The organism is Evansella halocellulosilytica (assembly GCF_002335745.1).
Classification (GTDB): Bacteria; Bacillota; Bacilli; order Bacillales; family Salisediminibacteriaceae; genus Bacillus_CA; species Bacillus_CA halocellulosilytica.
The window spans coordinates 3,594,530-3,614,222 of sequence record NZ_NIST01000001.1; the positions used below are offsets into that span (position 1 = coordinate 3,594,530).

The 19,693-nt window shown below is 37.2% G+C and carries 16 protein-coding genes; 15 read left to right on the forward strand and 1 reads right to left on the reverse strand.

The genetic code is table 11. The features are described 5' to 3' along the window. Positions 1-8: 8 nt before the first annotated feature. The 13 genes from CD001_RS17170 (at position 9) to CD001_RS17230 (ending at position 15,900) form a co-directional block, all read left to right on the forward strand. A complete protein-coding gene (locus tag CD001_RS17170; RefSeq protein ID WP_096188845.1) occupies positions 9-1,454 on the forward strand; it encodes an aldehyde dehydrogenase family protein in 1,446 nt (481 codons plus the stop codon). Between the two features lie 258 nt (positions 1,455-1,712). Further along, positions 1,713-2,465 carry an alpha/beta fold hydrolase gene (locus tag CD001_RS17175; RefSeq protein ID WP_179298796.1) on the forward strand — a complete coding sequence of 251 codons (753 nt, stop codon included), beginning with the start codon at positions 1,713-1,715 and terminating at the stop codon, positions 2,463-2,465. Between the two features lie 86 nt (positions 2,466-2,551). Continuing rightward, the gene (locus CD001_RS17180; RefSeq protein WP_257009845.1) at positions 2,552-3,001 is read left to right on the forward strand and encodes a DMT family transporter; all 450 of its coding nucleotides are present in this window, start codon (positions 2,552-2,554) and stop codon (positions 2,999-3,001) included. Positions 3,002-3,239: 238 nt separating this feature from the next. Next, on the forward strand, positions 3,240-4,130 hold the full coding sequence (locus tag CD001_RS17185) for a nitrilase-related carbon-nitrogen hydrolase (RefSeq protein WP_096188847.1): 891 nt from the start codon (positions 3,240-3,242) through the stop codon (positions 4,128-4,130). A 61-nt stretch (positions 4,131-4,191) separates the two neighbouring features. After that, a complete protein-coding gene (locus tag CD001_RS17190; protein WP_096188848.1) occupies positions 4,192-5,559 on the forward strand; it encodes an NAD(P)-dependent oxidoreductase in 1,368 nt (455 codons plus the stop codon). 86 nt (positions 5,560-5,645) lie between these two features. Next, positions 5,646-6,929, forward strand: coding sequence for an NAD-dependent dihydropyrimidine dehydrogenase subunit PreA (gene preA / locus CD001_RS17195; RefSeq protein ID WP_096188849.1), 1,284 nt, complete (start codon positions 5,646-5,648; stop codon positions 6,927-6,929). A gap of 11 nt (positions 6,930-6,940) precedes the next feature. Then, positions 6,941-8,356 carry a dihydropyrimidinase gene (gene hydA / locus CD001_RS17200; protein ID WP_096188850.1) on the forward strand — a complete coding sequence of 472 codons (1,416 nt, stop codon included), beginning with the start codon at positions 6,941-6,943 and terminating at the stop codon, positions 8,354-8,356. A 153-nt stretch (positions 8,357-8,509) separates the two neighbouring features. Next, the gene (locus tag CD001_RS17205; protein ID WP_096188851.1) at positions 8,510-9,976 is read left to right on the forward strand and encodes an NCS1 family transporter; all 1,467 of its coding nucleotides are present in this window, start codon (positions 8,510-8,512) and stop codon (positions 9,974-9,976) included. A 42-nt stretch (positions 9,977-10,018) separates the two neighbouring features. Further along, complete coding sequence (locus tag CD001_RS17210) at positions 10,019-10,234, forward strand: hypothetical protein (protein ID WP_096188852.1); 216 nt, start codon at positions 10,019-10,021, stop codon at positions 10,232-10,234. A 438-nt stretch (positions 10,235-10,672) separates the two neighbouring features. Beyond that, complete coding sequence (locus CD001_RS17215) at positions 10,673-12,283, forward strand: PucR family transcriptional regulator (protein ID WP_096188853.1); 1,611 nt, start codon at positions 10,673-10,675, stop codon at positions 12,281-12,283. A gap of 201 nt (positions 12,284-12,484) precedes the next feature. Beyond that, positions 12,485-13,951 (forward strand): CoA-acylating methylmalonate-semialdehyde dehydrogenase, encoded by a 1,467-nt coding sequence (locus CD001_RS17220; protein WP_096188854.1) that lies wholly within the window; start codon positions 12,485-12,487, stop codon positions 13,949-13,951. Positions 13,952-13,977: 26 nt separating this feature from the next. Next, the gene (locus CD001_RS17225; RefSeq protein ID WP_096188855.1) at positions 13,978-15,336 is read left to right on the forward strand and encodes an aspartate aminotransferase family protein; all 1,359 of its coding nucleotides are present in this window, start codon (positions 13,978-13,980) and stop codon (positions 15,334-15,336) included. 204 nt (positions 15,337-15,540) lie between these two features. Then, a complete protein-coding gene (locus tag CD001_RS17230) occupies positions 15,541-15,900 on the forward strand; it encodes a hypothetical protein (protein ID WP_096188856.1) in 360 nt (119 codons plus the stop codon). Between the two features lie 201 nt (positions 15,901-16,101). On the opposite strand, the gene CD001_RS17235 is transcribed toward CD001_RS17230, so the two are convergent. Continuing rightward, a complete protein-coding gene (locus tag CD001_RS17235; protein WP_096188857.1) occupies positions 16,102-16,389 on the reverse strand; it encodes a hypothetical protein in 288 nt (95 codons plus the stop codon). Between the two features lie 200 nt (positions 16,390-16,589). Between CD001_RS17235 and CD001_RS17240 the strand changes: the two genes are divergently transcribed. Together CD001_RS17240 and CD001_RS17245 are read left to right on the forward strand one after the other, a co-directional pair. Then, positions 16,590-18,263 (forward strand): sigma-54 interaction domain-containing protein, encoded by a 1,674-nt coding sequence (locus CD001_RS17240; protein WP_096188858.1) that lies wholly within the window; start codon positions 16,590-16,592, stop codon positions 18,261-18,263. Positions 18,264-18,462: 199 nt separating this feature from the next. Next, on the forward strand, positions 18,463-19,632 hold the full coding sequence (locus CD001_RS17245; RefSeq protein WP_096190659.1) for an acyl-CoA dehydrogenase family protein: 1,170 nt from the start codon (positions 18,463-18,465) through the stop codon (positions 19,630-19,632). The last annotated feature ends 61 nt before the right edge of the window (positions 19,633-19,693 follow it).

Sequence of the window (19,693 nt, forward strand, 5' to 3'; positions counted from 1 at the left end):
TTTATATTATGAAAACAAAAGTGATTGATGAAAAAATGTTCATTGCAGGGAAGTGGAGAAGTACAGAGAGAACATTCGATGTCTTTGACCCTGAAGATAATAAACTGATCGCAAAAGTCCCTTCCGCAACAGGTTCAGATGTAAGAGAGGCGATCGAAAAAGCGTTTAATGTATTTCAGCATTTACACTCATGGCCGACGCATGAAAGAATTCGTGTTCTGCAGCGAACAGCTAATTATATTAAAGAACATAAAGAAAAGTATGCTTTGACAATTGCACTCGAAGGCAGCAAAACGATCAATGAAGCTCGCGGTGAAGTAAAACGAACGATCCAGACGCTTACAATAAGTGCTGAGGAAGCAAGAAGAATCAATGGAGAAACGATTAATTTTGATCAAAATGATGGAAGTGAAAACCGAGTAGGATACCATTACCAGTTTCCTATCGGAGTTATTGCTGCAATCACTCCGTTTAACGACCCGTTAAACCTTGTTGCACATAAAATAGGTCCCGCAATCGCTGCTGGAAATCCGATTGTCGTAAAACCAGCTTCTGCGACACCGTTAAGTGCTCTTCTATTAGCAGAAGCCTTTGCTCATGCTGAACTGCCAGACGGTTATTTGTCCGTTATTCCTGGATCGGGAAGTGAAATTGGCGAAACATTAATTACTCATCCTTATATTAAAATGGTATCTTTTACTGGTGGATTAAAAGCTGGTGAAAAAATCGCTCACCAAACAGGTATTAAAAAGGTGAATATGGAGCTAGGGTCGAACTCTCCAGTTATTGTTATGGATGATGCGGACATACAAGATGCTGTTCAAGCATGTGTATCAGGAGCATTTTCCGCTGTAGGGCAAAATTGTATCGGAGTGCAACGTATTTTTGTACAAAATAGTACGTATCAACCATTTATTGAAGCATTTGTAGAACGTACACGTGAGCTAAATATCGGCAAAAAAATGTCTGAATTAACAGATATCGGGCCGATGATTAATGAAACTGAAGCTATTAGAGTAGAATCATGGGTAAATGAAGCAAAGCTGGAAGGGGCAATAATTAGAACGGGAGGAAATCGGAAAGGGGCATTTTATGAACCTACTGTATTAACCGATGTACCTGAACATGTAACGATTGCTCAAGAAGAAGTATTTGGTCCAGTCGTGCTCATTTATTCTTTTAATCAGTTATCTGAAGCCGTCACCCGTTCAAATGAGGTGAATTACGGTTTACATGCTGGAATCTTCACGTCTAATATAAACAGTGCCTTTTATACGATAAAACACTTAGATGTTGGTGGAGTGATGATTAATGACAGTAGTGATTATCGGATTGATGCTATGCCATTTGGCGGGGTAAAAGGTTCCGGTCTTGGTAGAGAAGGTATCCGCTCAGCTATTAATGCAATGACAGAATCAAAAGTGGTTTGTTTTCGGATACAGGACCTTAATTAAAAATATAGAAATTTTAATGACGTTCAGTCGATACACTTAAATGGATTCATCTCCAATCCATTTAAGTGTATTTTTGTACGATAAGCCGATGGACCAACCTTAAACGAACGAACGCTTTCTCCATTAAAGCTTGGCAAAACACAGATATTGTTTGAATGAAGCAACAAACAGAGACTACTATTCAAGATACATAGAAAAGAAAGGTTTCGCTAACAATGTATGTGTAGTTGATTTAGTTTATTAGGGGTGTGGAAAAAATTGTTATATTATGATCGTAAAGGAAATGGAGAAACGATTATATTAATTCATGGTTTTCTTAGTACATACCACGTTTATGATAAAGTAATTTCTGATTTGATCAAGCATTATGATGTTATCGCAGTTGATTTGCCTGGTCACGGGCAATCTCCATTCACGAATGAAAAAACGATTTATGACTATACCGATAAAATCATTCATTTACTCTCCTCCTTAAATATCCTACAGGCTACATGGATCGGACATTCGATGGGGGGATACATTACGATGGCGGCTGTTGAAAAATACTTGCCTTATGTAAAACGAGCTGTATTTGCTTATTCTTCACCTGTTGCAGATACCGTTAAAGGGAAACATCAACGGCTGCAACAAATTGAAACAATGAGAACAAAAGGGTTAAAAACATTCATCCAGGATCAACTTCCGAAATACTTCGCTGCACAATCAAATGAAAGAGATCTTGAAGAAGCTTATAAACATGCAGAACATACAACGATTGAAGGAGCAATTGCTGCAACATATGCAATGAAAGACCGGCCAGATCAAGTCAATATGGTTAATCAGTCAAAAATACCATTACTATTTATAGAAGGGAAAAACGATCTAGTAGAAATGCCATTTTTATCGACCTCTTCATTTATTACGAAAGTAAAAACAGATACAAGTCACATGGGAATGCTTGATAACCCTAGTCAATTTGTTTCTGTATTAATCGACTGGCTTAATCAAACAAAAACAGAAGCTCTACAATAGTTTCTGTTATTTTCAAATTTTTACATTTTTCGCACATTAAATGTGATATAAATGAAACTATTAAATTGAATGGTGGTGATCGTAGTGTGGTAAAGTTTTATTTTATCATAATAGCTGTCATTGGCGGGATGCTAGCAGGTACACAAGCTTCTATAAACGGTGAATTAGGGAAAAAGATAGGTAGTATTGAAGCTGCGTTTTTCTCTTTTTTTATTGGTACAGTCTTTTTGACGTTATGTATGATTTTCACCGGAAAAGGACAAGTTACCCAAATATTTTCATTACCTAAATGGCAGCTAATCGGAGGAATCCTTGGTGCATTGTTTGTTTCTTTTATTATTTTCGCTGTACCTAACATTGGTGTAGCTTTAACGATTTTCGCAGCTATTTTGGGGCAAATACTTATCAGCCTTATTATCGATCACTTCGGTTTATTCGGAGCGAGGCCAATTTCAATTAATGTAAAGAGGATCATAGGCGTCATGTTTATGCTTGTCGGTTTAATCTTTATATATCGCGGAACATTTACGCATTAACGATTTTACAATTTGAACATTCATATTCGCTGACAATTTAACATTATGTATAATGTATTAACTCAATATTCCACGTACAATTTAATTAACTTCGGAATATTCTGTTTATTTACAATTTTCAACATTATTGTTTTGGGGGAGGTAGATAGAATTCAATATCCATCAACGTGAAAGATGAAGTTCCTTTATATAAACATTTTATAGAAACATATTATAAACCTTTAAGGGAGGATTTTCTATGTCTGATAACGTGCAGATTGGTTTAATACAAGCTAAAAATGATGTGCATGGTGATGAACCAGTATATGTCCATAAAGAAAAAGCAATCGAAAAACATATTAAACTTGTAAAAGAGGCGAAACAAAAAGGCGCACAAATTATTTGTTTGCAAGAAATCTTTTATGGACCATATTTTTGTTCAGAACAAACGACAAAATGGTACGACTCTGCAGAAGAAATTCCCAATGGCCCAACTACAAAACGATTTCAAGATTTAGCTAGAGAGTTAGAAGTCGTGATCGTACTACCAATTTATGAAAAAGAAGGGATTGCAACATATTACAATACAGCAGCTGTTATTGATGCTGATGGCTCGTATTTAGGAAAGTACCGTAAACAGCATATTCCCCATGTCGGTGTAGGTGATCAAGGCTACGGATTTTGGGAGAAATTTTATTTTAAACCAGGAAACTTAGGGTATCCAGTATTTGATACAGCGTTTGCCAAAGTAGGCGTTTATATTTGTTATGACAGGCATTTCCCAGAAGGAGCTAGATTACTAGGATTAAATGGTGCAGAAATTGTCTTTAATCCTTCCGCAACAGTTGCTGGATTATCTGAATATTTATGGAAACTTGAACAACCTGCCCATGCAGTAGCTAATGGCTATTATATCGGGGCAATCAACCGAGTAGGGGTAGAAGCACCTTGGAATATGGGCGAATTTTACGGTCAATCATATTTAGTTGATCCAAGAGGAAGTATGGTATCCATTGGAAGCCGTGACCAAGATGAGGTTATCATTGGTGACATGAATAAAAAAATGATTCGAGAAGTACGTGATACGTGGCAATTTTACAGAGATCGTCGTCCAGAAACATATGACAAGATGACTGCACTCCTACCTTAAGTAACAGTATAAAGCCGCTTTCAAACACTACTGATATGAGTTAAAGAAGGAGGTATTACGAGTGAGCGACCTTCAAAATCTATCTTTACACGATCTACAATTAAATTTTGAAGAAGTGAACGCAGGTTTGTCTAAACAAGAGGCACTTGAGGAGGCGAACCGTTGTCTCTATTGTTACGACGCTCCCTGTATAAAAGCTTGTCCAACGGATATAGATATACCAAAATTCATTAAGAAAATCGCTTCAGGGAACATAAAAGGTTCTGCAAAAACAATTATGACCGCTAATCCCGTTGGGGCAAGCTGTGCTCGAGTTTGTCCAACTGAAGAGCTTTGCGAAGGTGCATGCGTACTTAATCATTCGACTAAACCGATTATGATTGGTGATTTGCAGCGCTATGCGACAGACTGGGCAATAAAAAATGAACAAGTTCTGTTTAAGTCTGGAAAGAAAAATGGTAAGTCAGTTGCCATCGTCGGAAGCGGACCCGCAGGGCTGTCAGCAGCGAGAGAGTTAGCACGATTAGGTTATCACGTGACGATTTTTGAAGCAGAAAATGAAGCAGGCGGATTAAATACTTATGGGATTGTTTCCTTTAGATTGCCACAAGCCATTTCATTTTGGGAAGTCAATCAAGTTAAACAGTTAGATGTCACGATCCAGACAAATACGAGAGTCGGAAAAGATATTAGTCCAGAGGATTTACTTAATCAATACGATACCGTCATTTTAGCCGTAGGTATGGGGAGAGTACCGAATCTCGGAATCGAAGGAGAAGAATTGATCGGTGTTTATGATGCGATTGAGTTTGTGAAGGCAACGAAAACGAAGCCTCTAAACAATGAATTTACCGGGAGTCGTGTTGCTGTGATCGGTGCTGGCAATACAGCAATTGACGGTGCGACCTGTTCAGTTCGATTAGGTGCTGAAAATGTAAAAATACTGTACCGACGAACTGAAAAAGAAATGACTGCTTATGACTTTGAATACGAATTTGCTAAGCAAGATGGTGTAGAGTTCCGTTGGTTAACAGCACCTAAAAAAATCATAGGTGATGAAAACGGAAGGGTCAAAGCGATCGAATGTTACAAAATGAAATTAGGGAATCCAAGTGAAGATGGCAGACGCCTTCCCGTCCCGATAGAAGGTTCAGAATTTACTCTTGAAGTGGACACTGTCATTAAAGCCATCGGACAATCTCGCTATACTGAACTAATTGAAAGTTTCGGACTTGACCATCGTAATGGTGTCGTAACAGTGTGCGAAAACACCTTCCAAACTTCTAATCCAAATGTTTATTCATGTGGTGATGTCATATTCGGAAAAGGGCAAGGGGAAGCGATGGTTGTCACAGCCGCTCAACAAGGAAAACAAACTGCATATGCAATCCACAAGAGATTACTTAGTCATTCAACTGAATCAGCATAAACACTCCGCTAAGAATGAAGTAATTTACATTTCCCATTAAATTTTTTAAACGACATTACGTGAATACGTATTGAGGAGGTCATATCATGGCTGATTTAAGCATTGATCTTGCAGGAATTAAATCACCTAACCCTTTTTGGCTTGCGTCCGCTCCTCCAACTAACTCAGGTTACCAAGTTCAAAGAGCCTTCGATGCTGGCTGGGGAGGTGCAGTATGGAAAACGTTAGGTGACCCTATTTTGAATGTAACTTCAAGATTTGCCGCAATGGACTTTAATGGTCAAAAAGTTGTAGGGTTTAATAATATTGAATTAATAACAGACAGACCGCTCGAAGTCAATTTACAGGAAATCTATGAAACGAAAAAGAAATTCCCCGACCATGCCATAATTGCATCACTCATGGTTGAACCTAAACAAGAAAAATGGCATGAAATTGTGAAACGAGTTGAAGAAGTTGGAGTCGATGGACTTGAGCTGAATTTTGGTTGTCCACACGGTATGGCAGAACGCGGAATGGGATCTGCCTCAGGTCAAGTACCAGAATTAGTCGAAAAGCAAACTTATTGGGTAAAAGAAGTTGCCGAAACGCCTGTCATTGTAAAACTGACACCGAATATTACAGATATTACAGTGACCGCAGAGTCTGCTGTTCAAGGCGGTGCGGATGCTGTCAGTATGATTAATACGATTAACAGTTTAGCAGCTGTCGATTTAGATACTTGGAATACAGTACCTCACGTCGCTGGAAAAGGAGCTCATGGCGGATACTGCGGCCCGGCAGTGAAGCCTATCGCATTGAATATGGTAGGTGAATGTGCACGTAATACAAATATTCATGTTCCGATATCAGGAATAGGCGGTATTTCTAACTGGCAAAACGCGGTAGAATTTATGCTCATGGGCGCTACAGGAGTCCAAGTATGTACAGCTGTTATGCACCATGGTTTTAGTATTGTAGAAGATATGATTGAAGGCCTTGAAAATTATTTAGACGAAAAAAAACTTTCATCTGTGAACGATTTGATTGGTAAGTCAGTACCTAAATATTCAGACTGGGGAAATTTAGATCTAAATCATAAAGTCGTTGCCAGAATTAATAATGATACGTGTATAAACTGCAATAAGTGTCATATTGCTTGTGAGGATGCCTCTCATCAATGTATTGATATGTTAAAAGACAGCGATGGTAAAGAATACTTAAAAGTTAGGGAAGAAGATTGCGTAGGTTGTAATTTATGTTCGATCGTTTGTCCGGTCGACGGAGCGATCGATATGATTGATATTCCAAGCGAACAACCAATGACATGGAACGAGCGCCAAGCTGTGATCCGAGCAACAGATATATCGAGTGAAAGCTTTGTAAAATAAGGAGGCTAACAATGAAGAAAGTAATCAAAAATGGGATAATTGTAACGGCTTCAGACACTTATCAAGCTGACATATTAATCGAAAACGGGAAAATCTCAGCAATAGGCGAAAACATTTCAGAAGAAGAAGTAGAGGTTGTCGATGCAAAAGGGTGTTATGTATTTCCTGGTGGGATAGACCCTCATACACACTTAGAAATGCCATTTGGTGGAACAGTATCAAGAGATGATTTTGAAACAGGAACGATCGCTGCTGCATTCGGCGGAACGACAACCGTAATCGATTTTTGTTTAACAAATAAAGGAGAACCACTTAAAAATGCGATTCAAACGTGGCATGACAAGTCAAAAGATAAAGCGGTGATCGATTATAGTTTTCATTTGATGATCGGTGAAATAAATGAAAATGTCTTAAATGAGCTTCCACAAGTGATCGAAGAGGAAGGAATTACCTCGTTTAAAGTTTTTATGGCTTATAAAAATGTTTTTCAAGCCGATGATGAAACTCTGTTTCGAACACTCGTTACAGCGAAAGAACTTGGTGGACTCGTCATGGTTCACGCAGAAAACGGTGATGTCATTGAATATTTAGTTAAAAAAGCACTATCTGAAGGGAAAACAGATCCTATTTATCATGCTCTTACGAGACCACCAGAAGCAGAAGGAGAAGCGACAGGCAGAGCAGCACAATTAACAGGTTTATCTAACTCTCAATTATATGTTGTTCACGTATCTTGTGCTGAAGCTGTTGAACAAATTTCGAATGCACGCTCAAAAGGATACGACGTTTGGGGCGAAACATGTCCTCAATATCTCGTTTTAGATCAAACGTACTTGGAAAAACCTCATTTTGAAGGGGCAAAATATGTATGGTCTCCACCTTTACGTGAAAAAGCACATCAAGAAGTATTATGGAACGCGTTAAAGAGTGGACAATTGCAAACGTTAGGTTCTGATCAATGCTCATTCGATTTCAACGGTCAAAAGGATTTAGGGAAAGGGGATTTCTCAAAAATTCCGAATGGTGGTCCGATGATTGAGGATCGTGTCAGTATCCTTTTTTCTGAAGGTGTTAAAAAAGGAAAAATTACGTTAAATCAGTTTGTAGATATTACGTCAACTAGAGTAGCAAAGTTATTTGGCTTATTTCCTGAAAAAGGGACAATTACAGTAGGTGCTGATGCGGATATCGTCATTTTTGATCCAACACTTGAAAGAACTATTTCTGCTGAAACTCATCATATGGCGGTTGATTACAATGCTTTTGAAGGAATGAAAATAACAGGTCAACCAGTAACTGTAATGTCAAGAGGAGAATTCGTCATAAAAGACGAGCAGTTTGTCGGAAATCCAGGGGATGGAAAGTATGTAAAACGTAAAAAATATATGTCAAATGAAGAGGTAGAACAGAAAAAGTTAACAACGTAACAGATCAGTTATATCATTCGCGAAGAGTTTATTTACAAACCAAAAGTATAATGACATCACTAAACATTAATAGCTTGACTTAACTACGATTGAGTCAAGCTATTGTTATATATCTATTATTCTCATCTGTGCAAATGAGAGGGGGGGATTGTGATGAGTAAGGAAAACGAGTATTTAAAATCTCCAGATTTGTTGCCTGTCAAACATTCTGGGAAAAAGATTAGTTCCTTCGGTTTTATGATTATGTGGGTCGGAATGGCGGTTGTATTAGCAGCCTTCGCCATCGGTGGTGCAGGTGTAGAAAGCTTACCATTAAGTATGGTCATACTCGCAGGGTTAATTGGCTGTATCGCAATAGGTTTGTTTATTACGATAATCGGTGATATCGGTATTGAACATGGCCTATCTTTTCCGGTTTATATGCGTGCTCCATTCGGAACAGTAGGTACTCATGTTCCTTCTGTTGTGCGAGGTTTAGCCGCATCATTTTGGTTTGGAATTAACACATTTTTCGGTGCAACAGCTATTAACGGAATACTATTTGTTTTGTTTTCCTTTGATAATTGGTTCCTCTGTTTTATCATCTTTGCAATTGTTCAATTATTTAATACAGCACTAGGAATCAAAGCAATTGAACGTTTTGCTGATCTAGCTGCACCGACGATCATCATTATCTCAATATGGATCTATTCTACTTTATCAGGAAGAGCTCTTGAACAAGGTAGAGATGTCTGGACTTGGGTTGAGTCACCGGCTTCCGGGGGTGCGGCAGCGACAGCTTTCTTTATTGTTATATTTAGTGTAATGGGTTTTTGGGCAACATTGGCTGCTGATATTCCGTCGATTTCTCGTTTCATTAAAGCACCAAAATTCGAGAGAAATTGGTTTAAAAGAAACAAAGCTTCTTTACTAGGCAGTGTGGTTGCCATGCCAATTGCTCAAACGTTCATAATCGTCATCGGTGCTGTTTCTTATATTGCTGTTTCAGACTACGATCCGATCGTCGCTTTACAAGAAGCTGCTGGCGGTTTCGTTCTTGTCATATTACTAGTCATGATTGTTTTTGCACAATGGTCGACAAATATTGCCGCAAATTTAGTCCCTGCAGCGACGATCTTTTCAAATGTTGGTGGTCCAAAAGTACCGTTTTGGGCTGGCGTGTTTATGGCAGGAATTGCTGGATCTATCGTGCAACCTTGGAATCTTTTCGACATTTTAATTCCGATTCTATTAGTTGTCGGCGGAATTCTCTCAGCGATTGTCGGGATCTTATTTACTGATTATTATATCCTCCGTAAACGCCGCGTAAATGTCCATGATCTATACAAAACAAACGGACAATACAAATATTTGAACGGGATCAATATTGCTGGTTTTATCGCTTGGATTACTGGTGGTGTTGCTGCTTATGTTCTTACGAATTATTCATTTATAGTAGGATTTATCGTTGGGGGAGCTGTCTATTATTTCCTTACAAAGTACTGGTGGTTTAAAAAATATAAACAAGCGGAAATTGAAGATCCAGATGATGAGAAGTACTTGGGCATTACTGTTGGTCGAGATTGGAATGTAGATGATGAAAAACAAGAAAAAAAAGCGATCATCTCAGACGGTTCATAATTTCTTTTCACTTATATAAATCTGAATAGGGGGAGCATGTAAATGGCTGAATATCAACAATTTTTAAATGAAAGGGATAAAATTGATCATTTAATTGAACAGGGCTATTCGATTAAGTCCGTAATAGAAAACTTAAGTGGTGCCTTTGTCGAGTTCGAATTAAATAAAAACGGAGAAAACCAGACTGAAACATTGCATATATTGAACGCTGATGCTAGGAAGTATTTTTCCACATTAATGATTAAACAAAACTCGTAAATCATCTATATCAATTTTTTAAAACAGGGGGTGTACCCCTGTTTATTTATTTCACAGGTGCTAGTTTTATCTTGGTCATGAAAGCAAGCGGCCACATGATCCCTTATTTGATAAATTTGAGCCATTTTATCAATTTAGCGGCCATGAGATCCCTTATTACCATCAAAATTAGCGAAATGAAGGCTATTTTTAAGCAATAGCGAACCTGATGTCCGCTAACTTTGGAAGAGTGCTGTTTTGTTCACAAATAGCGGATCTCATGTCATCGAAAGTTAATCATCCAGCGCAGCGGCCACAGGACGGATTCAGGTTTTATTCATAAATACATTTGGTGAATTGTCATAATTTTCTTAACTGAAATCCATTTCCATACTATAATAAATATAAGTGATTAAAAAATGAGTTCTCTTCCGTGCTAAGAGATAGAAGAGGTGCTTTATGATGGAATCTTATTTAACCATACGTGAAATACTGCACCGGAAACACTTTGAAAGTATTGAAGTCATAGCAGGTGCAAAAGGGTTAAACAAACAGGTCAAGTGGGTTCATGTCGTCGAAGTCATTCAAATTAAAAAATTGTTAAACGGTTATGAACTTATTTTAACAACCGGACTAGGCTGGAAAAAAGACAAGCACTTATTTATGTCACTCATTGAACAATTAATCGAAAGCAATGCGTCTGGCTTATGTTTAGAAATGGGGACAAATACGTCAAGTGTCCCTCCTGAAATTATTCAGAAAGCAAATAAGCATAAGTTTCCTATCATTATTTTCAACAAAGAAGTGCCTTTTGTAGAAATTACACAAGATATTCACTCACTACTCATTAATAGGCAGTACAAAATGATTTCTGATTTAGAAAGCTATTCACAGCAATTAAACAAAAAATTACTTGAAATTAATGATTATGAAGACATTCTAAAATTCCTTCAAAAATATTTAGACTTACAAATTATCGTCCAATTCAATGAAAATGAAAGGATGTTGTTTCCTGACCTGCTAGAAGAGAAGAAAAAAAAGATTACCGATATACTTAAGGGGAGCGTCACATCATCTAGTCAGCAAGTAGCAAAACAAACGGTACAAATTTTGGGCAATAAGTATGCAGAATTAATAGTTGTAAGTGAAACAAGAGAAATTACCGATTATGATTATTTATTGCTGGATCGTACATCAACTGCACTTGCTCAACACTTTTTGCGTAACCTGTTTATAGAAGAAAAAAAACGGATGGAGGAAAATGAATGGATGGTCGACTGGCTTGATGGCCGCCATACTGAGCAGGATATTATTGATTTTATTTCATACCACCAATCTGATATACGTGTTTATGGAGGTATTGTTTGCGTCTGTAAGTTCCATTCAAGTTTTAAAGCGAAAAATATGGACCTTACCTATTTCAAACTACTTTTCAGAACAGCATTTGAACAACATGGATTTTATATTTATACTGCCGAGATAAGAAATCAATTGATCTTTATATTAGTGAACCAAAGATCTCTTCCAAATTGGAAAGAAAGAATGCAAAAAGGGTTCTCAAAAATAAAAACGGATCGCTCGGGAAAATTGAATGTAAATTCCTTATCATTTGGAGTTGGTAAATATGTTAACAAATTAAATGAGCTCGATAAAAGTTATCAGACGGCAAAGGAAACGTTATTCATACAAAAAAATGTACCTGAGGAAAGTAAAAGTTATTACTATGATGAATTACAATTATATCGAATTATTACGATAATGAATAAACATACAGATTTAAATGAAATGGTGATGGAAAGTTTAAAACCCGTCATAGAATATGACAAAAAATATAACGGTGCATTATTAGAAACGTTAAAAGCGTATTTAGCTTGTAACGGTTCAAAACAAGAAACGGCGAAAAAATTATTTATCGTACGGCAAACGTTATATCACAGAATAGATAAGTTAGAAAAACTGCTTGGAGAAAAATTTATGCAGCCAGAAAATAGAATTATTCTTGAATTAATGACGGTCGCCTATGATTATTTAATAAAAATGAAAGAAAAGCAAAATCATACTACTCAATAATTTTTTGCCCGAGGTTGTCCCAAAGAGGACATCCTCTTTTTTGTGACATATTTTCGCATGAGGAAATCGTGTTGTTCATAATGTAGAACTTACAATCTGATTAGTTTTACATTGTGTCTAATGAAACAGGATGACAATTCATACATAATAAATACAAGGATGAAATGTGTGAATATTCCGAATCAACTAAGGAGGTATTACATGTCAGTTATAAAAAACGAAACGAACATATTAAAGAACTATATTAACGGCCAATGGGTTCATTCAACGTCAAAAGAGTCATTAGAAATTCCCAATCCAGCAACTGGAGAAATATTAGCGTACGTTCCGATTTCATCAAAAGAAGACGTCGATGAAGCTGTGAAAGCTGCAAACAAAGCCTTTAAAACGTGGAAAGACGTACCAGTTCCTAAACGAGCACGAATATTATATACGTATCATTATTTATTAACTGAAAGCCATGAAGAAATTGCTAAGCTTATCGTACAAGAAAACGGAAAAGCATACAAAGAAGCTTACGGTGAAGTGCAACGGGGAATTGAATGTGTCGAGTTTGCTGCTGGCACTCCGACATTAATGATGGGAGAGACGTTATCAGGAATTGCTGAAGGAATCGACTCTGAAATGTTCCGGTATCCATTAGGTGTTGTCGGAGGGATCGCTCCATTTAATTTTCCTATGATGGTTCCTCTATGGATGTTCCCGCTTGCTATCGCTTGTGGAAATACGTTTGTATTAAAACCGTCAGAACGAACTCCGTTACTTGCTAATAAACTTGCTGAATTATTTACAGAAGCAGGTGCCCCAGACGGAACATTAAATGTCGTACATGGTGCTCACGAAGTCGTAAACGGTTTGTTAGATCACAATGATATTAAAGCAGTCTCATTCGTTGGCTCGCAACCAGTTGCAAAGTATGTGTATGAACGAGCTGCCGCAAATGGTAAAAGAGTTCAAGCGCTCGCTGGAGCTAAAAATCATCACATCGTAATGCCTGATGCAAATATGGAAAAGGCCGTTCAACATATTATTAGCTCCACATATGGTAGTGCTGGCCAACGTTGTATGGCATGCAGTGCTGTTGTTGTAGTCGGTGCCGGAGATGAGTTTGTCAATCAATTAAAAGAAAAAGCGGATGAACTCACAATTGGGAATGGGTTAGATGATGATGTCCTCCTAACGCCCGTAATAAGAAAAACCCATAGAGAACGAACGTTAGATTATATTAAAGCCGGAGTTAAAGAAGGAGCTTCCCTTATTCGCGATGGCCGTATTGAGATGGACGAATATAAACAAGGGAACTATTTAGGACCGACGATTTTTGATCATGTAACACCTAATATGACAATTGCAAAAGATGAAATCTTTGCACCTGTCCTTAGCTTATTAAGAGCAAAAGATTTAGATGAAGGTCTTGAGTATATCCGTCAATCACGATTCGGAAACGGTGCTACCATTTATACAAAAGATGCAAATGCAGTACGTCAGTTTAGAGAAGAAGCTGATGCGGGCATGCTTGGGATTAACGTTGGAGTTCCTGCAACGATGGCTTTTTTCCCTTTTTCAGGCTGGAAAGATTCCTTCTACGGAGATCTCCATGTAAATGGTAAAGACGGTGTTAATTTTTATACACGAAAGAAAATGATTACGTCAAGATTTGACTTTTAAAAGTCGGAAGGGTAGGAGGTTTTCATATGGAAAAAATTGAACATCATCAATCTTCCTTGAACAAGGATAATCGATATATATGGCATTCAATGAAACCATATAATCCAGACTCCACAATGGTTGTGAAAGAAGCGGAAGGGGCTTGGGTAACTGATATTAATGATGAAAAATATTTAGATGCTATGTCAGGACTTTGGTGTGTGAATATTGGATATGGGCGTCATGAATTAGCAGAGGCAGCCTATAAACAATTAAAAGAGTTAGCTTATTTTCCGTTAACACAAAGTCATTTGCCTGCCATTAAATTAGGGGAAAAGATAAATGAAATGCTGGGCGATGAGTATGTTATATATTTCTCTAACAGCGGTTCTGAAGCGAACGAAACAGCTTTTAAAATCGCCAGGCAATATTATCAACAAAAGGGAGAGCATAGCAGGTATAAGTTTATCTCAAGGTATCGGTCTTATCACGGTAATACGCTCGGTTCCCTTGCTGCAACAGGGCAAGCTCAACGAAAATATAGATATGAACCGCTAGCACCTGGATTTATCCATGTCGCGCCCCCGGACTTATATCGGTCTAACGAACAACTTGACACGAAAGCCGAAGACCTTCAATCTGTGAAGGAGATTGACCAAGTAATGACATGGGAATTAAGTGAAACGATTGCCGGATTCATTATGGAGCCTATTATTACTGGCGGAGGTGTTTTATTGCCACCAGATAACTATATGTCAGCAGCAAAACAAGTATGTGAGAGGCATGGGGCGTTGCTTATTGTAGATGAAGTCATTTGTGGATTTGGCCGTACCGGGAAACCATTTGGCTTTATGAATTATGACGTAAAACCAGATATTATTACGATGGCTAAAGGAATTACGAGTGCATATCTTCCATTATCAGCAACTGCCGTGCGTAAAGAAATATATGACGCGTTTAAAGGTTCTGAAGAATACGACTATCTTCGTCACGTGAACACATTCGGCGGCAGTCCTGCTTCGTGTGCACTAGCATTGAAAAACCTCGAATTGATGGAAGAGGAAAACTTGTATGATCGCTCAAAAATATTAGGTGAACAACTTAAATCGGAATTAACGGTAAGATTACAAAACCATCCCAATGTAGGAGATGTGCGTGGGAAAGGGTTATTATTAGGGATAGAACTTGTTTCAGATAAAAAAACAAAAGAACCAATTCATGAAAGTGTGATGAATAAAGTCATTGCTCATTGTAAGAATAACAAATTAATTATAGGAAAGAATGGAGCTACTGTTGCAGGTTATACGAATGTTATAACCGTTGCACCGCCATTGTGCATTACAGAGGAAGATTTAGAATTCATTACGAATACACTAACTCAAGCAGTAAATCAAATAAACAAATGATGTAAAGACAGAGCACTTGTAATCACCGATTGGTTACAAGTGCTTTTCTTACGAGATAAATAATAATGAAAGACGGGGAGCGATCTCCTTTTAGTGCACTTGTTTCAATCACGAGGTTCTCCTTCACATTCATTTTAGTGGAATGATTCATTTTTTTGTGGAAACATTACATAGTGACGGCAAAGAAAACGAGGGATGGTGACGATGAATCAATCAATTCAACAATTAACTACATGGTTAGAAAATAATAAGCAACATACATTACAAATCTCTAAACAAGAACGGAGTACTGGAAAACTAGAAATGATTGACGAGGACCAAATACAGCTTTTTTTACAAGGCATATCCGTACGCAAAATTGAACGTCATGACCGTGATGATTATTTAGCAGATCAAGAGTTAATTCTCCAAGGGGATGGTCAAATTCAAAGTGAACGTGGTTATGTAGCATTACCTCAAAGTGTTTTTGAAATTCCTCTTATCGGTGACATTTCAATAACCGAACAACAAAATAGTATGATCATTGATACAGAAAAAGCAATTTACGAGATAAAAATTCAATAAGTATTCAAAAAAGTGAGCCTTCACTCCATTAATAAAGGATTGAGGGCTTGCTAAAACGGAACGAATAGCTAGAAAAAGGCTCTCCTAAAAAGAAGAAAGTTCAATGATCACCAATGGTTGATCGTAACATACGTATCGTAGATTTTAGGACAGCCACTCAATTTCATCTATTGTAGAGGTTGTTCAAAAGTTAGGGAAAAATTATAACTTCTCTTGAATCTCATACAAATATTTAAAAATCACACCGACTGCTCCGATATAATAGGCTGTTAAAAATAGCCAGCTTGTAGGATCTAAGGTCATTAAATTAACTAATATAAATAACGGAAAAACGGAGTAAAGAATACCATTTAAAAATTCAGCTAAATTAGATAATGCGAACGTGTTTTGTCGGAAAGAATTAATGATCCCTAATAAAAAGTTAACCCCAATAGCTGCGAGTACTACCCACATCGTATAAAGCATAAATCCCGAAAGAGCGAATGACATCAGACATTACCTCCTTTCTATTGATTTGTAATATCATATGTGCATCCATAAGACATGGTTCGAATCAAGTAATAAATTTTGTTGTTAAAAGGAATGTTCTCACCGTCAAGGAATGAATGATCATCCATCTAAAAGAGGAAATGAGCTTATTTCATCGAAGAATAAGATTGTACTGGAAATATGAAATGGAGAGTGATTCGATGAATATACGAACTCAGGAAGCTGTAACGTTTCCTCTGCCTATTATTATTACTAACGAGGAGCTCGTTGTTATTGATTTCAACGAACATGCTGAACATATTAAAACCTCTCCAATTGCTAAAGGTGTATCTTTTGATCGCCTTTTTGATACATTCGAGAAAAGCGGCAATTTTTATTTAGGCTCTTATAAAGATGAAAAACATTTGCTTATTCGTTTAAAAATGGAATCAAAACATTTTTACCTTTTATTTAATGGTGAACATTACTTTCATTTAATTGAAAAGGTTCAAGAATTAGATAAATATAACAGAGAATTAGATGCGATCATTGAAAGTTCTTATGATGGCTTTTATATTACAGACAATGAAGGAAATACATTAAAAGCTAACTCTGCTATTGAAAGAATTACAGGTATACCAAAGGATTATTATATAGGAAAAAATATAAACGATTTATTACGTCGTGGTATTTTAAAAGAATCGGTGACACTAAAGGTGCTTGAGCAAAAAGAAAGTGTTTCGCTTATTCAAATGAACCATAACCAAAAGGAAACATTGTTAACTGGAAGTCCTATATTTAATGAGGAAGGAGAAATTGAAAAAATTGTCACAAATATTCGGGATCTTACTGAACTAAACCAATTACATAAGGAATTATGTAAAGTTCAAAAGTTAAATGACAAGTATAAACATGAGCTTGAGCGATTAAAAGCACATAAAAACGATGATCCAGATATCATCTTAAAGAGTGATAAAATGCAAGAACTATTTCAAGTTGCTGAACGTCTTGCAAATGTTGATACAACCATCTTAATATTAGGTGAAACGGGAGTCGGAAAAGATGTATTCGCTCGGCACCTTTACCGTGTTAGCGACCGTTATGATAAAGGAAAATTGATTAAAGTCAATTGCGGTGCTATTCCGAAGGATTTACTTGAATCAGAGTTATTTGGATATGAAAGCGGTGCATTTTCTGGTGCAAGCCGTAATGGAAAACCAGGAATGTTTGAAATAGCAGACAGTGGTTTTTTATTTTTAGATGAGGTTGGAGAGCTATCGTTGACACTCCAAGTAAAGCTGCTTCGTGTTCTTCAGGAAAAAGAAATTCAACGAATTGGCGGCACGCGTGTAAAAAAAGTCGACGTTCGTATCATTGCAGCTACTAATAAGGACTTAAAAAAGATGGTCAAGAAAGGAACATTTAGAGAAGATTTGTACTACCGTTTGAATGTTGTTCCTGTTTCTATTCCTCCTTTACGAGAAAGAAGAGACGATATACTACCGCTTATTCAATATTTTTTAAATGAATATACAGAAAAATATGACATACAAAAGAGTTTTGACAAGGAACTGAAAGAATTTTTTTACGATTACGATTGGCCTGGGAATGTCCGTGAGCTATCAAATTTAGTTGAACGACTGTTGCTTACAATCCCTACAAAAATCATTACGATCTCGGACTTACCAGAAGAATATCGGACAGACTTCCTTTCTGAGTATGAACTAGAAAAGACTAAAATCGTGCCTTTAAACGAAGCCGTTGAACACACAGAAAAGAAATTGCTCAGAGAAGCACTAAAAAGATGGAAGTCAACTTATAAAATAGCAAAACACCTGCAAACAAGTCAGGCTACTATTGTAAGAAAACTACAAAAATACAATTTGAAAAAGTAATAATACAAAATTGTATTATAATTCAATTTTGTATCGCTACTTACGTCATTTTCATTCATTATTGAATTATTTTATTTTCTTTAATATGGAAGCGCTTTTATTAGCGCTTTTTTATTTTGGCATGACATTTGCATTTAAAGTTAAACAGGAAAAATAAATATATTTTTTACTATTAATTTTGGAGGACTGATGTATGACGATCGATTTTTCTTTAACTAATGAGCAGCTGGAATTCCAAAAACTCGCTAAAGATTTTGCCAGAAACGAAATTAGACCAGTTGCGCATATTTACGACGAAACCGAGGAAATTCCTTGGGATGTGATTAAGAAAGCCGCAAAACTAGGATTAACATCTTATCGCTACCCAACTGAATATGGTGGTTTAGGAATAACCGATCCAGTTACCTCGTTACTTATGACCGAAGAAATATACTGGGGTTGTGCCGGTATTGGGACAGCAATAAACGGCACCGGCCTTGCAGCAACCGGAATTATGGTTGCAGGAACTGAGGAGCAAAAGAAAAAATATATTCCTTTGTTTTGTGACCAAGATCATCCGCGGTTAGGGGCAATGGGACTTACCGAACCGAGCGCTGGTTCTGATGTATCGTCTATGAAAACGACAGCAGTCCGAGATGGAAATGAATACGTTCTTAATGGAACGAAGCAATTTATTACAAATGGTGGGATTGCTGATGTCCATGTTATTTTTGCCCAAACAGATAAAGAAAAAGGATGGGAAGGAATTGCAGCTTTCATTATTGATAAAGATACACCAGGATTAAAAATGGGCAAAAAAGAGGTAAAAATGGGGGTTCGTGCCTCACATACAGCTCAAGTTATCTTAGAAGACTGTCGAATTCCTTTAGAAAACAGGTTAGGGGGCGAGCCTGGTGATCCAACGCACATAAGTGGTTTAGCCGCTTTAAAAATGCTAGAAGCAACTAGGCCTTCTGTAGGTGCAGCTGCTTTAGGGATCGCTAGAGCAGCTTATGAATACGCTCTAGATTACGCAAGGGAACGTAAGCAATTTGGAAAACCGATTATTAAAAATCAAGCGATTTCTTTTAAATTGGCCGATATGGCGACAGAAATTGATGCATCACGTTTATTACTTTGGAGAGCAGGTTGGCTTGTCCAAAACGATCAACCTTTCAAACGTGGCGAAGGAAGTATGGCGAAATTATATGCGGGAGATACAGCTGTGAAAACGGCTCTTGAGGCCATCCAAATTATGGGCGGCTACGGATACAGTAGAGAATATCCAGTTGAAAAATGGCTGCGTGATGCAAAAATATATCAAATATGGGAAGGGACTGCCGAGATTCAACGGTTAGTTATTTCAAGAATGATTGAAAAGAACGATTAAATTGATCATTTGATAAAGTCCATCAATAAAAGACCCATTTTCTATGCAATAGGTTTGATAC

Excerpts from the sequence above, each read along its gene's own strand:
- CD001_RS17170 (WP_096188845.1), top strand. The coding sequence starts at position 9 with ATGAAAACAAAAGTGATTGATGAAAAAATGTTCATTGCAGGGAAGTGG.
- CD001_RS17185 (WP_096188847.1), top strand. The coding sequence starts at position 3,240 with ATGTCTGATAACGTGCAGATTGGTTTAATACAAGCTAAAAATGATGTG.
- preA (WP_096188849.1), top strand. The coding sequence starts at position 5,646 with ATGGCTGATTTAAGCATTGATCTTGCAGGAATTAAATCACCTAACCCT.
- hydA (WP_096188850.1), top strand. The coding sequence starts at position 6,941 with ATGAAGAAAGTAATCAAAAATGGGATAATTGTAACGGCTTCAGACACT.
- CD001_RS17205 (WP_096188851.1), top strand. The coding sequence starts at position 8,510 with ATGAGTAAGGAAAACGAGTATTTAAAATCTCCAGATTTGTTGCCTGTC.
- CD001_RS17210 (WP_096188852.1), top strand. The coding sequence starts at position 10,019 with ATGGCTGAATATCAACAATTTTTAAATGAAAGGGATAAAATTGATCAT.
- CD001_RS17215 (WP_096188853.1), top strand. The coding sequence starts at position 10,673 with ATGATGGAATCTTATTTAACCATACGTGAAATACTGCACCGGAAACAC.
- CD001_RS17220 (WP_096188854.1), top strand. The coding sequence starts at position 12,485 with ATGTCAGTTATAAAAAACGAAACGAACATATTAAAGAACTATATTAAC.
- CD001_RS17225 (WP_096188855.1), top strand. The coding sequence starts at position 13,978 with ATGGAAAAAATTGAACATCATCAATCTTCCTTGAACAAGGATAATCGA.
- CD001_RS17230 (WP_096188856.1), top strand. The coding sequence starts at position 15,541 with ATGAATCAATCAATTCAACAATTAACTACATGGTTAGAAAATAATAAG.
- CD001_RS17235 (WP_096188857.1), bottom strand. The coding sequence starts at position 16,389 with ATGTCATTCGCTCTTTCGGGATTTATGCTTTATACGATGTGGGTAGTA.
- CD001_RS17240 (WP_096188858.1), top strand. The coding sequence starts at position 16,590 with ATGAATATACGAACTCAGGAAGCTGTAACGTTTCCTCTGCCTATTATT.